The following is a 19923-nucleotide window of genomic DNA, read 5'->3' on the forward strand; positions in this document are numbered from 1 at the left end:
TTCTTCAATTTAGCCTTGACTTTTTATTTGCAGGCTGACTGGTTGGACTTCCCTCTTCCACACCGATCATGTTAAAGGAACTCTTCTGAATCTCCACTGGTGTCGGATCAATCCTGACCGGATACTGACGTTCTTCTGCCGAAAGCCAATCCCTGTCTGGTTTTACGGTCAGGATTGTTTTTCCATCTTCTTCCCGAAGTTCCAATGTGATCAGGAAACTGATTTCCCCGGCAGCATCTTCCATTGATGGAGTCTCCAGAAGATACTTTGCATCTTTGATTGTCTTCCCTTCCGGATAGATATAGACCTGATTATCTTTTACTTCAGCCTGATATCCCGGAATCTGAAGTTCATATTCATACGATTCTCTGTCTGTTGGTTGCTGAAGTACGATATCTTCCTTAATGCTGGAATCCAGTACCGTATACTGAACATCCGCTCCTTCATAAACTTCATTATAAAGGATCGCATTGTCCTTAATAACGGAATGTGTATAATCTCCATCTACCGGAATGATTCCGATTCTGGTCTTTCCATTTTCAATCGTTACACCATTCTCTTCTGACATCTGTTCCGGAAGAAGAATGGCATAGTCATTTGCCTTGTTCTGATAAACTTCTGTTTTCTCTTCCTTTTCCTCAGTTGCCACTACACTGCTGGCTTCCTGTGCTTCTTCAGATGCCGGAGTATCTGCTTCTTCTGGTTTTACAAGTGTATTATCAACCAGCTCGGTATCTCCATCCTCATTCTTATAAGTTCCGACATAACCTCCATAAACGGTTGTATACTGCTTGTCCCCTGTCTTATAAGTCTTGGAGATGGCATCATAATCAATCAGTTCACCTTCCGGTTCTTCTGGAATCGGATAGTAATCCTGAGGTTCTTTCAACTCCACTTCTTTTTCCTGCGGATTTTCTTCTGTTTCTTCCGCTGGAGTTGTCTGTTCTTCCTGAGTCTCTGTATCTTCTGATGGCGTCGTTTTATTTTGTACGTCCGCATCAGACTGCTGACTCTTGTCTTGTTCTCCAGATGTGGAATCTGTTATCCCGGCTTCCTCTTCCGTCAAAGCCTCTGGTCTGGAGAAATCTGCATTCTTCTGTACATCCTCAATGGCCTCTTTTGCCTGTACAAAGATAGGTTCTGTTCCCTGTAGTGCCATCAGGAGTGCAAGTACTAAGGCTATAGCCGACTTTCGAAATCTCTTCATAGTCTCTTTCTCCCTCTTGTAATCTTTTTCTATAATTCCTTTACAAAATAACCGCTACCCTCCTTTTTTTCTGACTTTTGCACTACTATAATCTGAAAAATCACAAAATTTTCACAAATGGTAAAAATGACCCTTGAGGTGGCAAAAATAGACGAAATCGGTCGAAAAAAATAGTAAGACACCATCGCCTTACTATTTTTCATCTAATTTCATATATAATAATATTTTCACTTGAAAGGATTTCTCCGTATGGCAGATCTCCATCTGACCATGATACTTTTCTACTACGAGTTTCACATTTTGTAATCCTATTCCATGTCCTTCTTTCCTGCTTTTCGTTGTCAGATAAATTCCATTCCGCACTTTTGGTGTATCTTTTATGCTATTCTCAATCTGGATATTCATGATTCCTTTTCGATAATACATCTGAAACGATAATCTCCTTTCATCTGAAGCTGCTGTCCCACGAATAGCATTATCCATAAGATTTCCCACAATTATACTTAAATCAAATAGTTCTTCCCCTATATGATTCGGTATTTCCACAGAAATCTCTGGATTTTCAATTACTGATTTCGAATCTTCCAGAATATAATTCAGCAGATTATTCATATTACGGTTTTCTGTATATAAATGATGACATAAGGCTGTTCCGGCTATATTCTCCATTTGTTTCAGATACGATAGAATCTCTTCATTTCCTCCCGTTTTTGCCATTGCCCCTATTGTTGTAAGATGGTGATTGTAATCATGATGTATCTTATTCAGCCTGTCCTGTGATTTCATCATCATCTCCAGTTCTTTTGCATACTGGCTCATCTGAATCTTCATCTCTTCCTGTTTTGCTGTTTCAATATAACTTTTCTGAACCTCATCGTGCAGATAAAAAATAAACACATTGATAAACAGTAAGAATAATACAATCGTAGACCGCACACCTCTTCTGTCTAGCAGCAATATCCTGATACAGACTATAATACTGATCACCGGGACAGAAAGCATAGCAAGCCAATGACGGTTCTTTATATAATAACTTCTCTTTACATCCACTTTTCTTTCAATAATAACTTCCAGTAAAAAGAATATAAAATTTCCCATTACGATAGTTCCCGGTCCCATGTGATGATGCACCGGATTTCTTGCTACCGCATACCGTTGAAAGAGCACGATTGGAATCCCATCACATAAAATTCCCATAATATATACCATAAGTGTATTCCAGACATGATGTTGCCAGTCTGCCTGATATGCCACTGTTATAATTAACAGAGCGATCAGCTCAAAGATCAGATCTCCGTACATCGTTCCCCACTGCATACTTCCCCAGCAGGAAAGTAGATATGCACAAAAATATGCAAATAGCTTTTGTGTATCCTCATTTCTTGGATACAGGATGGTATTATAACGGAACACAGTATAAATCCAGAATAATTTACTTGTCAGATAAGTGATCAAATGGATATTCATAATCTTTTCTTCTCCGTTTGTAATAGTCTTTCCCTGACCTTCTTGCGATTTGCTTTACTGATACTGAGACGTGTCTTGTCTTTCATAACCACGTTGTCATATTTGTAATGCTCCACGTGTTCCATATTGATGAGATAGGACTTGTGAATCAGTAAGAAATATTCTTCTGTTACATCCGCTACATCCTTTAATTTTCCTCGATATTCAAATTCTTTTTCCGATGTCACGATATGTACTCTTTTTCCCAGACTATAAAAATACAGGATCTTGTCATAAGAAATCTTGTGGATTCCTTTTGTATCCGTATATTCAAATATTTTCTTCCGTTCTTTTAACAGTTCCCGTAATTCACCTATCACCCGGAAAAGTTCTTCCTCTCGGATTGGCTTTACAAGAAAATCAAATGGATGAATACGGAATAATTTCATAGCATATTCCTGATATGTTGAAATATAGGTAATCCGCAGTTCTTTTCCATAATTTTTCTTTCGTATCTCCGTTCCGATATCAATTCCATTCTCATGTTCCAGACAAATATCAAGGAATAACATATCGTAGGATTCTTCTTCCAGCCTGTTAAGAAGCTGCTCCGCAGAATAGTATATTTCTATAGATATCTGACAGTCATTCGCTTTCCCATAATGGAGCAGCTTCTGTTCTAACCAATTACATAGGATGATGTCATCATCACAGATTGCAAGTTCTAGCATATTTTCTTACCCTCAGTCTTTCGTAACACGACAAATGGGGAAAAGAATCCCCTTCAATTCTTTTCCCGAATGGACATCACTAATTTTGTGTCATTTTTCCGATGCAACAGCACCACTTCCTTTGCTGTCTTATTTTGTCCTCTATATAATAAACACTTGAACAAGAAAAAACTGTCGCCATTTTATAATTTATTTATATTTTTTATGTTTTATTTATATTTTATCCAAATATTACAGCGATAACTAATAATGTCACCCCCTGCATTATTCTTTTTATTTTTAGCGTCATTTGATAAAACATCAACGTTTTTGATGGCAAAAAGGGAACCTGCAAAACCAGATTCCCTTTAAAATACATGCTCTTCTCTAAAAGGATGATAAATCCACCATCCTCTGCTTATTTTTAAAAACTTTTTCCTTTTTTACAATACTTATAAATATTAAATGGTTTTTCTTTTTTTTCAAATAAAATCCCTGTTGTTTTAATAATTTTTATAAGTTCATCCGACTCCATATCTGTCGTTTTAAATATAAATATTTTCTTTTCATTTGTTATGAAAAAAAAGAAGTTTTTATATAAGAACATTCTATCAATATTTTTAAATTCATAAATTTGATCTTCATCTATTTTAATTGCGTTTTCATCGATATCCACCGTTTCATATCCTGATCTACCCCAGACAAATTCATGAACATTTTTTTCAAAATTTTTACCAATCATTTGATACCAAATAATCCAAGCCACACAAGCCACACAAGTTCCAATCCCTATTCCAAACATCAAATAACTTTCCGACAGATAACAATTAATCGACAGTAAAAATTCTACAGGTGTAAAAATATAGATAATCATTCTACTTTTCTGTCTTGTTTTAAATAATTGATTAGGAATTATAAACCCAAGCGAAAGCATTCTTTCTAATTCTTCCCTATCCTCATCTGACACAATTGATTTAATATGCATTCTTCTTAATCCCCCTTTTGCCAGAGGTCCTCTTTATAAAATCGAACCTCTGGCCATTGTCTCTTTTATTCTTTTACAATTTACAGCGCTTGAATCAACAAACCAAAAACAGTACCTGCTCCAGCTGAAAATAAAGCAATAATTGACGGAATTGCATTTACAACTAATGCACCCGCAAGAACTAATATTACGGCTCCTGCCAGTATATTACTATGCTCTTTTGTGAATTCTACAACATTAAATTCAAGACCACTATTAGAATTTAATGTCATTGTAAAAATCAAAGCAACCGATATTGTCCACTCTTTTTCCTCTTCTGGCAGCAAATCTGATGTACTAAATACAATGGAAAACTCTACACTATTGGCAAAAACATTATTTATTTCAAAAGCAATATTACCAGATTTAACCGATAAAGCAATTTTTTCTATCGTATTTCCAAAGTTATCTGCTCCCTCTATACCTGTATCTGATAAATTTGATGAAATCTCCATAATTTGATTTTTGCAAGTTTGTGTCAATTCTCCATCATTTCCTATATCCACTTTTATATTATAAATTTTACCAGTTGAACTTTCAAGCGATGTGGATATTTTAGTAGAAATATCAATTGCTCCTTGAGGACTCATCATTGTTCCCAGTGAAATTTCCTTATCATACTCCACACCCACATCCATAATTTTATTCAGATAACCAAGCGGCTCCATTACATTATAGACATATTGATTTCGTGCTATTTTTACCTTTGCCCGAAGATTTTCTTGCGCTATTTCCTCATCTGTTTTTGTCGATACGGCATCGAACTTTTTAAATCCAGTATCTCTCCCTGAATATGCATCTTTATCCAGTGGGAACGAAGGTGATGAAGAAAATGAGTTCAACTCACAAAATTGATCAAATGCCCAGTTCTTCGGCATCGAATATCCCAAATTACAGCTAAATCCAGTTGACATATCTGCCACAAATGATTTACTTGCCAATCCTGCTTCATAAACTTTAGTACATACATATCTTGGTGCATAAATGCCGACTTTATAATTTTTATCATTTGTCGAACTGAAAAAGATCATGTGAATCTGTTCAAAATAAGGTATAATAAATGTATCAATCTGATATGAATAACAATCAAAATCCACTGCAAAGTATATAGTCGTTCCACTTGGTATACCGATTCTCTCGGCTGCTAAAATTGCTGTCTGTGCATCAACACTTCCCTGGGACGGATCCTTAAAATAGTTTAATTCATATCCTCCATCCTGATATATCGGGAATACCGATAATCCTGCATTTTCAATGTTTTTCACTTCTGTTGATGTCAAATATTTCGGTGTATGTTCTTTTCCAACAGAACCTGTCAGATAACGTCCTACATGAGTATACCCTGCATTTTTTATATCTAATGCCTGTTGTTTATTTAATACTGTTGCACAGTCACACGCTTTTGCTGCCCTGTTTGTATCGCCTTTACTCGTAAGCAATGATTTCATAGTAGAAACATTTACTTTTCCTTTTGTTACAAGTCCAATTCCTGTCAGACCATAAAACTCCTGAAATTCTGACACCTTTGACTCTGTAGTCGAATCAAACACGCCATCGAATCTTCCCGGATTATATCCGTTAAAATATAGTCCGTATTGAGCAATCTTATTAAATGGAACATATTTCGTCGAGTTCTGTCCGTTCTGTAATGTACCCGGAAACGCATTTGTTGTTGCATCGCCAAAATTAACTGAATTCAAATCTGTAATTAATTCAGTTGTAACTCCTTCAGCCGCCTGCAATGCACCAACTAAAGACAAAATTGTCTGTCTTGAGGCAATTCCATCACAAGGTCCAACACCAATAACATCTGACCAGTCACTATTTAATTGCTGTTGAATAAGAACAATATTGGAATCCCCACCAGAAACCTTTGTAAACCAGTTTAGGGATAACAATCCAGACCAAACTTTCCAATCAATTTTGCCCGTAACTTCCAGTCCTGCATTTTCCTGCATCTTTTTAACTGCATTTACTCCTGATGTATAATAAATTCCAGTAATTCCTCCAGCAGCATATCCTTTGCAAAACAGAGCACACTGAATCAAGCATACATTAACCTGCGGAGTATCATTCGGATCCATTTTTGTAATAATGGCTAACTTCTTCATGGTATTAATAGTAAGTGGTCCAACCGTTCCTGTAATCGTTGAGATTCCATTCTGAATCTGAAATGCACGAATGATTCCCTGCATCACGGCTGTTCCGGTCTTTCCATCTTCATCCAGTTTTACCCAATCCTTATGTCCACCAAACATCGCATTTAAATATTTTTGTGCTGCTTTTACATTCTGATCACTCATATTCACTACCTCCTAATTCAAGTCAATTATAAAGATTTCTAACTCTTTATATGTCTATCACTAAAAGTTACAATAACAATTTATCAATCAACTGTGCCTATTTTGTGACTATTTTCCAAAGGATTCATTAACTCCCTTATAAAATCCTTAACAAATTATGAAAGAAACCATCAATTTATCACCCCATATCCCATTATAGAACTGTAATCTACTGCATAATTTCTCTGCCGTACCTGATCACTGGAATTTCCCTCAATCGTGTAAACTCTTCCACCTTCACACTTTTCTACTATTCCTACATGATCCGATGTTCCATCATGATCCCAGTCAAAAAAGATGATCATTCCAGCTGTCGGAGTTGTTCCGCCACTCTGCCACTTATTCTTTCCCTGAAACCAGGACACTCCATCACTGCACAATGAGAATTTAGGAACATTCCCACTTGCAATCAGACCGCTCTGATCCGCACACCAGCTTACAAAACAGGCACACCATTCTACCCGACTGTCAAATCCGTACCAGCTCCAGAACTTCTGACCGCCACTGTTTCCAAGCTGCCCCATTGCAACCGACACAATCTGCTGATTACCAAACAAACCAGCAAACAGGCTGCCACCGGAATAATACCGCATCACATGGGGAACGTATTGGGGATCTCCGTAACTGCTCCATCCATGCGAAGCTGCCTGTTCCTGTGAAAACTGCAATGCATTGGCTTCTGTATAACCGCCTCTTTGCAATGCCCATCCTATGTAGCCATTTCCATAGTTATATCCCTGCCATGCAAGTTTCAGCTTGTCCAGATCCTGTGGACTGCTGCATCCTGCCTGTCTGATACAGTCTGCAAAGGTCTGTACTCCAACCTCTATCGAATAATCCGGATCAGTAATAGAACCAGGAGTGTGTGGGAATCTTGTATTATATGGACTTTCCGAACACTGCATCGGGTCTGTTCCCCTGCCTCCAGATTCCTGCATCATGATGGCCTGTATCGCAGACACATATTCCGGAATGCCGTATTGGGATGCATACTGCTGTATCACAGAAGTATACGCAAGCACTTCTTCACTTAGGGATTCGGAGCTTTCCGAATTACTGCTGAAAGCTGCTCCTGCAATGATTCCCACAATCAGAATAAATACCAGAAGAAATGCACTACCTCCGGCAGCAATCCATTTTCCCATTTTTTCAAGAGCTACTACCCCTTTTTGAATCGCTGCTGTAATTCCCTGTACGGATAACTTTGAACCCTTTCCAGTTACCTGAAGGACTGCTTTTCCACTTTCTGCCGATGCCTGTGCTGACTTTCTTGCCATCTGGGCTGCTCTTGCTTTCTGCATCGCCTGAAGACTTTTTTCCATCTGCTGTTTCTGCATGGATGCCTGTGTCTTTATTTTTTCTTGAGACAGACCGGATACTTTTACCACTCTCGGTGCTGCTTTCACCTGCCGTTTACCATTCTCCTTGGCAAGTGCTGCCTGCTCCGGTTTCAACTTGATTAATTTCTTTCCGCTTTCTGCCCCCTGCTCCATTGCTTCTTCGGCAGCTTTCGCTTCTTCCTGTCTGCTTTTTCTTTCCTTTATCTTCCTGTAGGTCACTCCAGCAAGTTTTTTTCCACCTTGATATGTGGTTTTCCCTATACTTTTTCCTGCCACACTCGCCGCTCTGTACTGTACGGATTCTATTTTTTCAGTTCCATACTGTGTTGGGGATTCTGACTGCCCACTGCTTTTTTCATGTAGTTCCCTTGGCTTTTCTTTTGCTTCCAGAACCGCTGAGCGAACCAGTTCTTTCGGAAGTCGGGCAGCCGGATTTCGAATCTTCGGATTCTTATCCCTTACCCGTTCCTTGATATCTTTCATCCGGTCACCCTCTTTCCGTATCTCTTATCTCATCGGGCAACATCCCGATGTTTCTTTTTTTCCTGCTGTTTCTGCAACTGCTCCACCTGTCTGATTGCCTCATTTACCAGTGGATGTTCGTTGTAATATGGCACAAGTTCCAAGTCTCCCCTGTCTTTTGATGACAACGGTAATGGATATTCCATGTCTGAATAAATTGATTCTGGATCATGAATAGAAAACTCAATAGCCGGACACATATTGGCAGATGTTCTACAATATTTCTGGTACTTTTTATATGCCTCTTCCAGCGTTCTGCATTTTGTATATTCTCCTAAATCATGGAACTCACCGCACTCTGCAGCATAAAAAGTTATCGTTACTTCTTCTTTTTTCTTCATTATGATTCTCCCGGTTTTGTTGTCATTAGTTTATAAAGGTCTGTATTCTTTGGGAACGTATTCTCAAATGGTACGATATTCCCAGAGCAACGGATTAGGCCACTGCCAACCGATACATTTGTAATATAGGACAGTTGGTTTTCGGAAATATTCAAAAGAGCTGCCAATTCTTCCCTGTCTGTACTTGCCTGATTCAAAAGAATCAAAAACTCACTGTTTGCCAACATCAGTCTTGCAGTGTCCGATTTCAGAAGTTCCTCAACATTTTGGGTTAAACCTGTCACGAATCCATTGTATTTTCTGATTCTCTTGTACAGTCGGTAGAAGAAATTTGCACTGTATTCATAGCGGAATAACAGATAGAACTCATCGGCAAATATCCATGTCGTTTTTCCTTCTTTCCAGTTCTGAATTACCCTGTTGAAAATACTGTCTAAGGTAACCAGCATTCCCAGTGGCATAAGCTGTTCCCCCAGTTCCCGGATATCATAATCCATGATCCTGTTCTTCTTATTCACATTGGTCGGCTGTGCAAAGGTGTTCAGGCTTCCATTGATAAAAAGTTCGGATGACAGTGCAAGTCCCCTTGCCTCTTCTTCCGGCTGTAACATCAACTGTCGGTACATATCTTTCAATGTCGGAACTTCTCCGGTATAACCACTTCGGATATAATCCCGGTACACATCTGCAGCACAGCGGTCCAGGATTGACTTTTCTTTTGCTGACAGGTTTCCTGCTCCAACCAACTGTTCAAATACAGACAGAATAAACTCCGATTTTTCAATCAGTGGATTCTTTTCATTGCCGTAGGCTGCGTCCATATCCATTGCATTCAGGTGATTGTCTGATGTCGCAGATACTTTTACAACCTGTCCACCCAGAGCCTCTACTAATTTTGTGAATTCGGACTCCGGATCAAGAATCAGGATATCGTCATCGGTACTCAATGCCAGATGCACAATCTCTTCTTTTGCCGAAAAGCTCTTTCCTGATCCACTGACGCCCAACCGGAAACTGTTTCCATTCATCAGTTTCTTCCGGTCGGCTACCAGAAGGTTCTTGCTGACTGCATTCTGCCCATAATAGATACCGCCCGGCTGCAGGATTTCCTGTGTATGGAACGGGATTAAAACAGCCGTTGATTCCGTTGTCAATGTACGCAGGGCATTGATCTTTCGCAGTCCGTAAGGAAGCACTGTATTGAGTCCGTCCACTTGCTGCCACTTTAATGTTGCCATCTGGCACAGATGCTTTCTTGCTATCGACAATAATAATTCCGTATCGGAATCCAACTGTTTTTTACTGTCTGCCAGATGTACCATTGTCAAAATTCCGAACATCATACGCTGGTCTCTGGTTGTCAGATCATCGAGCATTTCCTTGGTTTCTTTTCTCTGAAGTTCCATATCGTATGGTACGATTGCCGAGAAGTTATTATTAGCGTTCTGCCTTCTCTGCCAGTTGGTCACGTTGGTTTCCACACCAAGCAGTCGGTTCTGGATTTCCCTTACCGCTTCATCCGTAGGGACTGGCAGGATATCAATCGACAATATCAGATTCCGGCTGAAGTCACACAGTTCTGAAATCATGTCATCTTTAACATAACTTGCATAATCCTGCATATACAGGACTCTTCCGTACCTGTCACCGATTTTAAAATGGTCACGTTCAAATTCCATAGAATCCGGACACATCCAGTCCTTGAAACTTGTTCCCTTCTTGGCAAATTGTTTCAGATCAAACGGAAATGCCTGTGGGACATCTCCCTTGAAGAAGTCCCTGAAAATCTGGAGCCGGCTCTCTGCGTCCAGTCCTTCTGCTGTGGACGATAACTTTGCCAGATGTGTTACGATGTCTGTTCCGATACGTGCAAAATAGGTTCTTGCATCGTCAATCGATCTTTTATGTACACTGACAGTCAGATACCGTTCCTGATAGATGCTGTTGTTTGTTCCTGTAATCTTAGACAGGAGCATTTCGTTGTATTCTTCCCGATAGTGGTCCAGTCCATCTTCCTTCATTGGAAGCAGGATTGATTTTTCAAATTCTTCTTTATTGATTCTCCGGTTATTGATGGTAATTTTGGCAGAAATGCCGGAATCCAGTGAATTTAAGAGTTCGGAATAATCCAGAAACATTTCTGTCTTATTGTCCTTACTCGCAATATAATAGTTGATATCTGTAAAACGATATGTTTTTGAGAATTTCGTTCCCTGTTGAAAAATTCCATCCGGCCAGATTCGCTGGATGGGAATTGCCTGTTGGACTGATTTCGGAACTTTGAAGCGTTCCTTATCCATCCGAAGTGCCTGACTTAAGGTTTTAATCAAAGGCATCACTCCTTCCCTTGCGTTTCTTTCTCTGTTTTGCTTCTGCTCTTTGCTCCCGCTCTTTTATGATTTCCGCTCCATCCTTTTGATTCTTTTCTCCCAGCGAGATGGTCTCCTGCATGCAGGAGTAGTGGATATCTTCCGACTGAAACACCAGTTTCTTCGGATACAGCAATTCGGATTTGATCACTGCCCATAAAAACTGTTCGGCTGTCATACCATGATATTTGAAAAAGCCACAGGCAGCAAATGGAGTAGCACCAAGCACACACAGCCATCCGGTTATTTCCTGTCCGGTAATTTCACGCATTCCAAAGTAAATTCCGATTGCTGTAAGAATCGCAAGAACAGAACACACACATTGTCTCAGGTCCAGTCCCATAAACATGGATTCCTGATAGTCCCGGATTTCTTTATTCATCTTGACTTCCATAACTTATCGCTCCTTTCCTCTGCTTTGTTTCTTCGTTTTCTGTGGTTTTTCTTTCGGTACTTCTATCCCGGCAAATCTACAGTGTTCTGCAACGCCTTCCGGATCAAATTCCGCAAGTCTTGCTAGATCAAACGCTACCTTCTGATAGGTTGCATATCCTGATCTTCCTGTTTCATTCAACACTTTTCCTAGTTTATGTTCCTTGATAAAATGAAGCATATCCTTGGTAAAATCTCCTGTTATAAAAGCCTCATTTGGCTCTAAGAACTGATAGGGCAGATTAATGGTTACATCTCCAAAATCTTCCCATTCTCTCCCTTCCTTATGGCAGAGTCCTACATATAAATTTCCATTGTTCCGATAAGAGCTCACTCGTATTGCTACTGTCTCACGTCCAAATTCCCAGTTATATCTTAATGTTTTCTTTATATCCATATTTTTAACCTCCAAGTCCCATCATTTCTCTGACAATACGGTCAGATGCCTTAATTGCTCCAACCAGCACCAGTAAATTAAATACCAGTTCTCCGACATAGTTCCACACGATTGTAACTGCACTCAACTCCGTATCTCCGACAGCCGGAGGGCTTGCTGCATAAGCAGAAAAGATAATACATGCCAGTGCAATAATTGCCCCTTCCAGACATACGCCTACATAAGAACGGATAAAGTTCTTTCCAATGGACTGCGTGGGTTCTCCTGCAAATGAGGAAATCGGAATCGGGGCGATTGCCGTATACATATAGATTTTGAACATTCTGCCATACACTGTCAGGATCATTACAAATGACAATACAGTGATCAGCAGACTGCCAAGCAGTGTAACAATCCACAACGGAATGGATTCCAGCATTCCCACGCTCTCAATCTTATCTACAATCTCCGTTGGCAGTTCCGTCACGCTTCCTGCCATACTGGAGCCACTCATTACGGTTGTCACGATTCCCTGCACAATGGAAAACAGTGCCTGCATAAGTTCCATCCCGTATGTAATTGCTCCCTGAGCAAGTGCAAACCGGATAAATGCTTTTAGCACATGTTCCGGCTTTTTCAGATCTGTAAAACTGCCACACGTTTTAATGATTCCGGCTGCGAAAAATAATACCAGTAATCCATAAGCAATGGCTGTCAGTGCATCATTAATATTTACCATAATCCGCCAGATGCCGCCGCCCTTAAAAGTTGCCGGATTTTCGGTCAGCAGAGTCCACAGTTCTGCCATCTTTTCACTCCATGTGGATAGTGCTGAGTTTAGATTCTGTACAATCCAGTTATCACTCAAAAACTCTCACCTCCTTAAACATATTTTTGAATACAGGAGTACCTTCCGGCACTCCTGCTGTTTCCTGATATATTTTTTCAAAGAGGCTTACGCCATAATCAAATCGAGGATTTCTTTGGCGAACGTAATAATTACCCCTCCGGCCAGTGTCAGAAATCCATTTGCCCTCTGGCTTGGATCATGGCTTTTTAAAGACAAACCAACCTGCACAACACCAAATCCAAGCAAAATCAAACCGATCGCACGAATCAGAGAAAAAATAAATGTAGACAAGTTATTGATAACGGACAACGGATCTCCGGCTGCGAATGCGGTCGTTGCTCCAACCGTTACGGTCAGTACCAGCGCCATGTAAAGGCTCATCCACTTTTTCTGTTTTCTCCCCATCGGCATCGGGGTTGTCATTTTTTCAGTTGTATTCTTTTTTGTTCTATTTTTTTCTCCTGTGAGAAGTTTCTTCAATACACATCACTCCAATCCATCAAAAAACTGCTATTCACCAAGGATGTCCTCGGTAGACAGCAGTTCGTAGTCGTCTAATCTGTTAATGTCAATCTTTAGGTCGTCGTGAGCCAGTGGTGTTTTCGCATAATCATAAGGCGATGCACCACCGTCCTCTGTGTATCTGAAATTCACATGCTTTTTTAAATCATATTTATCGTCCATGATTGGACGCTCCCCACGAATAAACAAAATCGCTTTGCGGTTATCTAAAAGCCGTATTTCATCCGGTGTTAAAAGTTCCCTTCCAGTCTGCTGATAATTCACCGAATAGCTACCGCTACGCCCTTTTGTCTGTCCGTAGGTATTGGTATCCAATGTCTCTTTTCCCAATAATTCCGAGACATACTTATGTCCTTCTTTTTCATTTCCACCCAAATATAAAAATTCATCGCAGTTACCGATAAGACTCTCATACGAGTCTTTAAACAAGGCTTTCATCTGTGCAATGTTCTGGATGATGATACTGCAGGAAATCCCTCTGGAACGCATGGTTGCCAGAATCTTGTCAAAGTCATCCGGCAATGCTACGTTTGGCCATTCATCCATAATGCAGTGTACCGGAATCGGAAGCCTTCCTCCGTACTTCCGGTCTGCCACATAATACAGTGTCTGAAACAGATTGCTGTAAATCATGCCGACCAGATAATTCATACTGGTGTCCGCATCTGGAATACAGCAAAACAGTGCCACTTTTTTCTCCCCGATACTGTATAAGTCCAGTTCGTCTGTACAGGTCAGATTGGCGATCTGTTTCAGATTGAACGCTGCCAGACGAACACCAACAGAAATCAAAATAGATTTCGCAGTCTTGCCGGCCGCCTGCTTATAAATGGCATACTGCTTGACCGCAATACTCTCTGGGTCCCGCATTTCCAGTCTTTCAAACAAAATGTCCAATGGTGACTGGTAATCCTCATCATCTTCTTTGACCTGTGCACTGCCAAGCATTTCCATGATCATCGGGAAGTTCTGTTCTTCTGGTGGAGCTTCATGCAGCAAATACAGCATAAGTGCCTGTAAAAGTGCAGTCTCGGACTTCTCCCAAAACGGGTCTGAGCTCTGCGCTCCCTTCGGTGTTGTGTTGCGGATCAGGTTATTGATCAGCTTCAGTACATCCTTATCATCCCGGACATACGCAAACGGGTTATAACACCAGGAAGTCTCCGGATTGATCAAATCAAAAACCCGGACTTCATATCCATTCCGTTCCAGAACACCTCCTGTTTTGCGCAGAAGTTCCGCTTTCGGATCTGTGATCACCATCGAGCAGTTGCACTGCATGATGTTCGGAATCGCATAGGTCCGGCTCTTTCCTGCCCCGGAACCTCCGACTACCAGCACATTTAAATTTCGTTTATGCTTATATCCATCCAGTCCCATGCGGAAATGCTGTGTCAGAAGCAGATTATTCGTGTACTGCTTTTCGCAGTAACGTCTGCAGATTTCGGACACATTGCCCCATTTTGCGGAACCATGTTCCACGCCTCTTCTATAATTTCTTTTTTGGGATTCATAAATACCAATGCCTAAGAAATAGGCTGCTGTGAATATCAGAATACATTTGAACGTATACGGTGTATACGTGATAAAAAACGGCTGTTCGAGTTTTTCGCTCAGCGTTTCTAAGATTTGAATAAAATTCTTATCCGGTGTAATGGCACAAGCGGTAATCGCTGCCGCCCACCAGACAAATGGCAGAAAGACAAGATACAGAACCCAGTCCTGCTTTTTTGTACTTATCTCTGCAAGTCAGATTCTCTTTTCTTGCGTGGCTTTTCTTCTGGATGTCCCTGTCCTTCTTTCTTATGAAAGGAATCCACCCCCGGTATCAGTGAGAGACTTCTGCCGTTGTCCCACTTAACACCGAGCTGGCCTGCATCATCCACATACTGCACAGTTCCTTCCAGTCCCTGCGGCATACCCGCTTCTCCGTCCATCGAATTCAGACAGATTCTTGTTCCTGCCGGATACTGTTCTCTAAGTCTTGCCACTTTTTCTCTTGAATAAATGACCAATCAACCACTCCTTTCTCTACCAGAACATGTGTCTGGTGGTATTCGGTTTTGCAACCTGAATAATGATTTTATCTATTCCATCACTATATCTTCCGGCTGCAAGATATTTACTTCTAAGCCTGTTCAGTGCCTTACGGATCTGCCTTTGTTCCCCGGCTGTAATCTGCAGCCGTTTCTGGGCGAGGTCGTATTCACTTACTTTTTTCAGAAGAGCTTTCGTTTCTTCCAAACATTCATCCTGCTCACTCTGTGCCTGCAGCTCATCATTCAGTGCCACCACGAACATATTTTTCATAATGTTATCCATCTTCAAATAGTATTTTGTCATCTGGCTGACCTCCTTTTTTTGTTACACCAACCATATCACAAGACCTCCGTAATAGCTACTCCAACCATCCAACTTTTTCACTTTTATCGTTCCGGCTGGCTCTTTGCTTTTTTCTCTTTTCCGGATGCTTTTTCAGATGGTTTTTCATCCTTGGTTTCCGGTATTTTTACAGGGTCTCCGATTGCGAACTCATCGGTTATATACTCCTGTTCCTTTGCACCAAAATTGCGTTCGATATGGTTTCGTATACTGTAGGAAGCCTGACGGACATCATTTAAAAAGTCTCTCAGTTCCTGCGGATCTTTCTTTCCACATTCATTTCTCTGTGCAATATACTCCAGATTGAATCCGGTAACATCCACACCATAACGTTTTGCAATCACATAGGCCGCACAATATGCCTGTGCGCTGACTTTCTGTCGGCTGTAGGTTCCGGTATGCTGGTCCAGTGCTGCACATGCCAGTTCTCTGTTCAGTGCATGGAATGTCGTTACTTCACTCATTCCGTTGCGGATATAAATGGTACGGTATCTCGGATTGTACTGGGCCTGCACTTTGTCTGGCAGATCATCCTCAATCTGTACACGCACCGACTGGTCTTTTAAGACAGCTCCTACCAGTTCTGTCAAACTTCGCTGTGAGCGTTCTTCTAATGGCTTTCCTGACATCTGACTGATGTCAAATCCTTTTCCGATCGTATACCCTCTCCGCATTTCTCCGTCTTTTTCGTATTCAGTGGAAATCATATAAGTAATGCCATGCTCCCCTGCTTTTACTGAACGGTGTTCTTCTCTCCAGCGTTCATAAGACCTTACCACCTTAAAATCCGGATGCTGTCCGTAGATCAAAAGCAGATTCGGAGTTCTCTGTGTATTACACTCTGCCATAAAATCCAGAAAGCCTTTCAGTTTTTCTCCATCCTGAAAAACTCCCTGTGCCTGTGAATCTACTTCAGCCCATACCTCTTCTCTTTCCTGCTGCTTCTTGGCTGCATATTCTTCCTTGGTCAATTTCTGTTCAGGAATCTGCTGTTCTTCCGTTCCACCTGAAATCATATCTGTTAAATCCATATACATTACCTGCCTTTCGTTTTCATATTCTTACGTTTCTTCCTGCTCTCTCTGGCATTTTTCCGTCTGTCCGGCCTCTTACGTTTCTCTTCCTGTTCCTTACGGATATCTCCAAGTTCTTTCCGCACAGATGGTTTTTCATTCTTTTCTTCCCAGCTAGTTTCCCGACCGGAAGAAATATTTTTGTTGCGCGAGAAAGGTTCGGACGGATTCTTTGCTTTCCCCTCCTGCGCATGTGTAAAATTTCCTTCCGGGAAAGCCTCATCCCCGATCTGGAACATTTCTTCCGCATCATCCAGTTCAAATTCTATCTTACCTTCCGGCAGGACAACGGTCTCTGTCCGTACATTCTCCCCGGTTTCTTTTTCCATCTGGTTCTCTGCCTTTTCCGGTGCATTCTCTTTTTCCACTGCTTCTGTAACCATAGAGCCTGATTCTGCTTTTACAAAATCCAGATTCATCCGGTCTAATACCCGGTTCATCTTTGCTGCATCATCTGCAAATACCATGACCTCTGTCTGATCCGGATTCACCTTATCTTTGATGACAACATATAAGATACCTCTCGCTTTGGCTTCTTTCGCAAATTCTTTTAAGCGGTCACCCGGAACGGTAAAAAATTTCATCGGGCGCTGTTCCTTTAACATTCTGGTAAGCCTTGTTTTCCCTCTTGTCTTTTTCTGATCTTTCAGGGCGGCCGCAATAAAGATTGCCACATGCTTTGCCACATTTCCGGTAATCTTCAAAGAGTATTCCATTCCTTCCAGACTGTACCGCACCACCTGATCTGCCGGTTCTGCTCCGTAATTCATACTTATCTCACCTCCTGACTCTCTTTTTCTTTGTATTCCACACGTTTCTCATTCTGGTTTTGTTCTTCTGCCTTTCGAAGTCTTTCTTCGATTTCCAATGAATGCTTTTCAATCCGGACGGTCATACGGACTTCTTTTCGGAGATTTTTTAATTCCTCATTGATTTCGGACAGCCGTACTTTTCCACTGTCTTCACTGTCATTCCGATAGAGCTTTCTGCGTTCCTTCATCAGTTCTGAAATCTGTTTTTGTAACGGCTCACGGTATGTGGCAAGCTGTTCTCTGGTCGTAATGTCATGCTTCATTAAAAACTCAATCTGTTCAATCCTCTGATCCAGTTTCCGGATATCCTCTCTGATGGCATACGGACTTCTTCTCGGTCTTTTTGGCAGTACTCCCATTTGATATAAATAGGAATAATACAGTGCCTGAATCCCGGTCAGTTTCTTTTTGGGATGAATCTGTACTGCCTTTTGATAGACTCGTTTCACCTTTGGCTGTAGTATCTGCCCACGTATTTCCTCTTCGGAATAGTTTTTTCCGAGAGAACGCAGACGGATATACCGCTCCATTCCCGGAGCTTTTAAAGAAATGTATTTCCTGTTCAGTTTCCATGTATAACCCCGCTTTTCCATCTCTTTTAGGAATTGTAACCAGGAGTAGCTTTCCTGTACCGATTCCCTGATATCCAAACGGATCGCCATTCTCCATGTCGGTTTTCCTTCCTGTTCTGCTTTCCACTGTACATAAGGGATTGATTTTTTCTGATTGGATTCAATGATAGACAGACCATATTTTCTGCACAGGTCATCGGAAATCTTACGGATCTCCGTATAATAACTCTTAGCATTACTATGGTACTTATGTCCGTCCACCATGCTTACAGAATTCCAGACAATATGATTATGATAGTGTCTGGTATTAAGATGTGTTGTTATGACTACTTCAAACTGTCCTTTTAAGAGCCGGTCTGCCAGTTCCTGCCCGATGAGATGTGCCAGTTCCGGTGTCACCTCACCTTCTGCAAAACTCTGTACCAGATGGTATCCTTCCACACCGCCCATCTTATGGAATCTCTTTTTCGTTGTCAGCATATCTTCATACGCATTTTCATTGGTGCATCCGATGGTATCTTCGAAGACCGCTTGTTCCGTCTTTGTCCGGTTCATGGCATAATCAATGGCAGCCTCCAGAGAGTCTGCTTTCTGTGTGGTTTTTTCTTTGTCTTTCACATATTCGATGGAACGGTCCAGGCGGTGGACGGGGATAACACTTGTATAAGCCATCTGTCATTACCACTCTTCCTTTACCAGATGCCATGTCTCTTTGGTAAGCCGGAGCATTTCCTGTACACTCTGCTCACTTGCCATTCCCGAAGCATTCGCAACATGGGCAAGCTGGTTCGCATTATTGCACAGACCCGCTATCTTCCTAAGCAGTTCCGGGTGATGTTCACAAGGTTTTGCGTGTACCTGTGCTCCTAAGATCAGCGAACGCATAAACTCTTCCCGACTCAGTCCGCTTTTTTCCACCTGTTCCTCCAATTCCCTGAGTTCCCTTGCATTTAACCGCACCGGGATCACATGGTTTCGTTTTCGCATTGCATCACCGTCCCTTCTCTTTTCTCTTTCATCATATCGCCAAGCTCCTCATCGGATTTTTTCGCTGCAACCATGCAACAGGTCACTATCACTCCTATAAATCCTCCGCTCATCAATGCGATTACAATCATTACTCCATTTCTTAACATGACTTGATCCTTCCTTTCCATTTCCGTCTGTGTCCGGGGGATTGGGGTTCTCCCCAAAGTGCGTTTGGATATCCAAACGCTATGCTTGCAAAACGAGTACCGCCAGTTTCTGTAGCACCGGATTGACTCGATTCTGATTTATTTTGATTCTTTTATCTGTACCAGTCCATCAAGTGTCGTACAAATGATATGGAGTCTGTCTGCCATACTGATTTCGGTATTCATTGTTCCTGTCACTTCTTTCCCACATACGACTACCATCCGGCATCTCCGTAAAAGGATATGGGACATTCTTCCATATCCCTGCATATCTTCTGCATCAGACTCTTCCAAGAATGGTGAGAATACAAATCTCGGACAGATTGGTACATACCCAAGTTCATAGATTTTTCTGCAATATTTCTGCACTTTTACCCGGCTTTCTTCTGCTGAACAGCACACATAAGCCAGCGCCTGTTCCATACGCT

The 19923-nt window shown here is 41.3% G+C and carries 21 protein-coding genes; all 21 read right to left on the minus strand.

The genetic code is table 11. The features are described 5' to 3' along the window. Window positions 1–4: 4 nt before the first annotated feature. Entirely contained in the window at window positions 5–1207 is a 1203-nt protein-coding gene (locus ACZ47Z_RS08490; protein WP_464525457.1) for a hypothetical protein, read from the minus strand. A gap of 192 nt (window positions 1208–1399) precedes the next feature. Then, a complete protein-coding gene (locus ACZ47Z_RS08495; RefSeq protein ID WP_138373598.1) occupies window positions 1400–2674 on the minus strand; it encodes a sensor histidine kinase in 1275 nt (424 codons plus the stop codon). After that, the gene (locus ACZ47Z_RS08500) at window positions 2671–3384 is read right to left on the minus strand and encodes a LytR/AlgR family response regulator transcription factor (RefSeq protein WP_054751262.1); all 714 of its coding nucleotides are present in this window, start codon (window positions 3382–3384) and stop codon (window positions 2671–2673) included. Before ACZ47Z_RS08500 ends, ACZ47Z_RS08495 begins: the two co-directional genes overlap by 4 nt. A gap of 403 nt (window positions 3385–3787) precedes the next feature. Then, on the minus strand, window positions 3788–4348 hold the full coding sequence (locus ACZ47Z_RS08505) for a hypothetical protein (RefSeq protein ID WP_006426967.1): 561 nt from the start codon (window positions 4346–4348) through the stop codon (window positions 3788–3790). An 80-nt stretch (window positions 4349–4428) separates the two neighbouring features. Next, window positions 4429–6690: a glycoside hydrolase domain-containing protein gene (locus ACZ47Z_RS08510; protein WP_007884642.1), complete on the minus strand. Its 2262-nt coding sequence runs from the start codon at window positions 6688–6690 to the stop codon at window positions 4429–4431. 170 nt (window positions 6691–6860) lie between these two features. Continuing rightward, complete coding sequence (locus tag ACZ47Z_RS08515; RefSeq protein WP_006426969.1) at window positions 6861–8552, minus strand: lysozyme family protein; 1692 nt, start codon at window positions 8550–8552, stop codon at window positions 6861–6863. A 29-nt stretch (window positions 8553–8581) separates the two neighbouring features. Then, entirely contained in the window at window positions 8582–8932 is a 351-nt protein-coding gene (locus ACZ47Z_RS08520) for a hypothetical protein (protein WP_006426970.1), read from the minus strand. After that, window positions 8932–11262, minus strand: coding sequence for a VirB4-like conjugal transfer ATPase, CD1110 family (locus ACZ47Z_RS08525; protein ID WP_199596345.1), 2331 nt, complete (start codon window positions 11260–11262; stop codon window positions 8932–8934). Before ACZ47Z_RS08525 ends, ACZ47Z_RS08520 begins: the two co-directional genes overlap by 1 nt. Continuing rightward, entirely contained in the window at window positions 11255–11695 is a 441-nt protein-coding gene (locus tag ACZ47Z_RS08530; protein WP_007884640.1) for a PrgI family protein, read from the minus strand. Before ACZ47Z_RS08530 ends, ACZ47Z_RS08525 begins: the two co-directional genes overlap by 8 nt. Window positions 11696–11698: 3 nt before the next feature. Further along, window positions 11699–12130 (minus strand): DUF4313 domain-containing protein, encoded by a 432-nt coding sequence (locus ACZ47Z_RS08535; protein WP_007884639.1) that lies wholly within the window; start codon window positions 12128–12130, stop codon window positions 11699–11701. A gap of 4 nt (window positions 12131–12134) precedes the next feature. Next, window positions 12135–12977, minus strand: coding sequence for a VirB6/TrbL-like conjugal transfer protein, CD1112 family (locus tag ACZ47Z_RS08540; protein ID WP_172590441.1), 843 nt, complete (start codon window positions 12975–12977; stop codon window positions 12135–12137). A gap of 87 nt (window positions 12978–13064) precedes the next feature. Beyond that, entirely contained in the window at window positions 13065–13382 is a 318-nt protein-coding gene (locus ACZ47Z_RS08545; protein WP_006426976.1) for a hypothetical protein, read from the minus strand. 87 nt (window positions 13383–13469) lie between these two features. Beyond that, entirely contained in the window at window positions 13470–15194 is a 1725-nt protein-coding gene (locus ACZ47Z_RS08550) for a VirD4-like conjugal transfer protein, CD1115 family (RefSeq protein WP_154301185.1), read from the minus strand. Window positions 15195–15217: 23 nt separating this feature from the next. Beyond that, the gene (locus ACZ47Z_RS08555; protein ID WP_024852684.1) at window positions 15218–15496 is read right to left on the minus strand and encodes a DUF4314 domain-containing protein; all 279 of its coding nucleotides are present in this window, start codon (window positions 15494–15496) and stop codon (window positions 15218–15220) included. Window positions 15497–15512: 16 nt separating this feature from the next. Beyond that, the gene (locus ACZ47Z_RS08560) at window positions 15513–15824 is read right to left on the minus strand and encodes a hypothetical protein (RefSeq protein ID WP_004614509.1); all 312 of its coding nucleotides are present in this window, start codon (window positions 15822–15824) and stop codon (window positions 15513–15515) included. 83 nt (window positions 15825–15907) lie between these two features. After that, window positions 15908–16894, minus strand: coding sequence for an ArdC family protein (locus ACZ47Z_RS08565; RefSeq protein WP_396568740.1), 987 nt, complete (start codon window positions 16892–16894; stop codon window positions 15908–15910). Window positions 16895–16899: 5 nt separating this feature from the next. After that, the gene (locus tag ACZ47Z_RS08570; protein ID WP_004614511.1) at window positions 16900–17706 is read right to left on the minus strand and encodes a PcfB family protein; all 807 of its coding nucleotides are present in this window, start codon (window positions 17704–17706) and stop codon (window positions 16900–16902) included. A 2-nt stretch (window positions 17707–17708) separates the two neighbouring features. After that, window positions 17709–18992: a relaxase/mobilization nuclease domain-containing protein gene (locus ACZ47Z_RS08575; protein WP_464525458.1), complete on the minus strand. Its 1284-nt coding sequence runs from the start codon at window positions 18990–18992 to the stop codon at window positions 17709–17711. Window positions 18993–18998: 6 nt separating this feature from the next. After that, complete coding sequence (locus ACZ47Z_RS08580; protein WP_024852688.1) at window positions 18999–19307, minus strand: plasmid mobilization protein; 309 nt, start codon at window positions 19305–19307, stop codon at window positions 18999–19001. Then, on the minus strand, window positions 19286–19456 hold the full coding sequence (locus ACZ47Z_RS08585) for a DUF3789 domain-containing protein (protein ID WP_117482321.1): 171 nt from the start codon (window positions 19454–19456) through the stop codon (window positions 19286–19288). The genes ACZ47Z_RS08580 and ACZ47Z_RS08585 overlap by 22 nt, the downstream gene beginning before the upstream one ends. A gap of 138 nt (window positions 19457–19594) precedes the next feature. Further along, a complete protein-coding gene (locus tag ACZ47Z_RS08590; protein ID WP_015513330.1) occupies window positions 19595–19918 on the minus strand; it encodes a DUF7768 domain-containing protein in 324 nt (107 codons plus the stop codon). Window positions 19919–19923 lie beyond the last annotated feature (5 nt).

Source organism: Mediterraneibacter faecis (assembly GCF_055383675.1).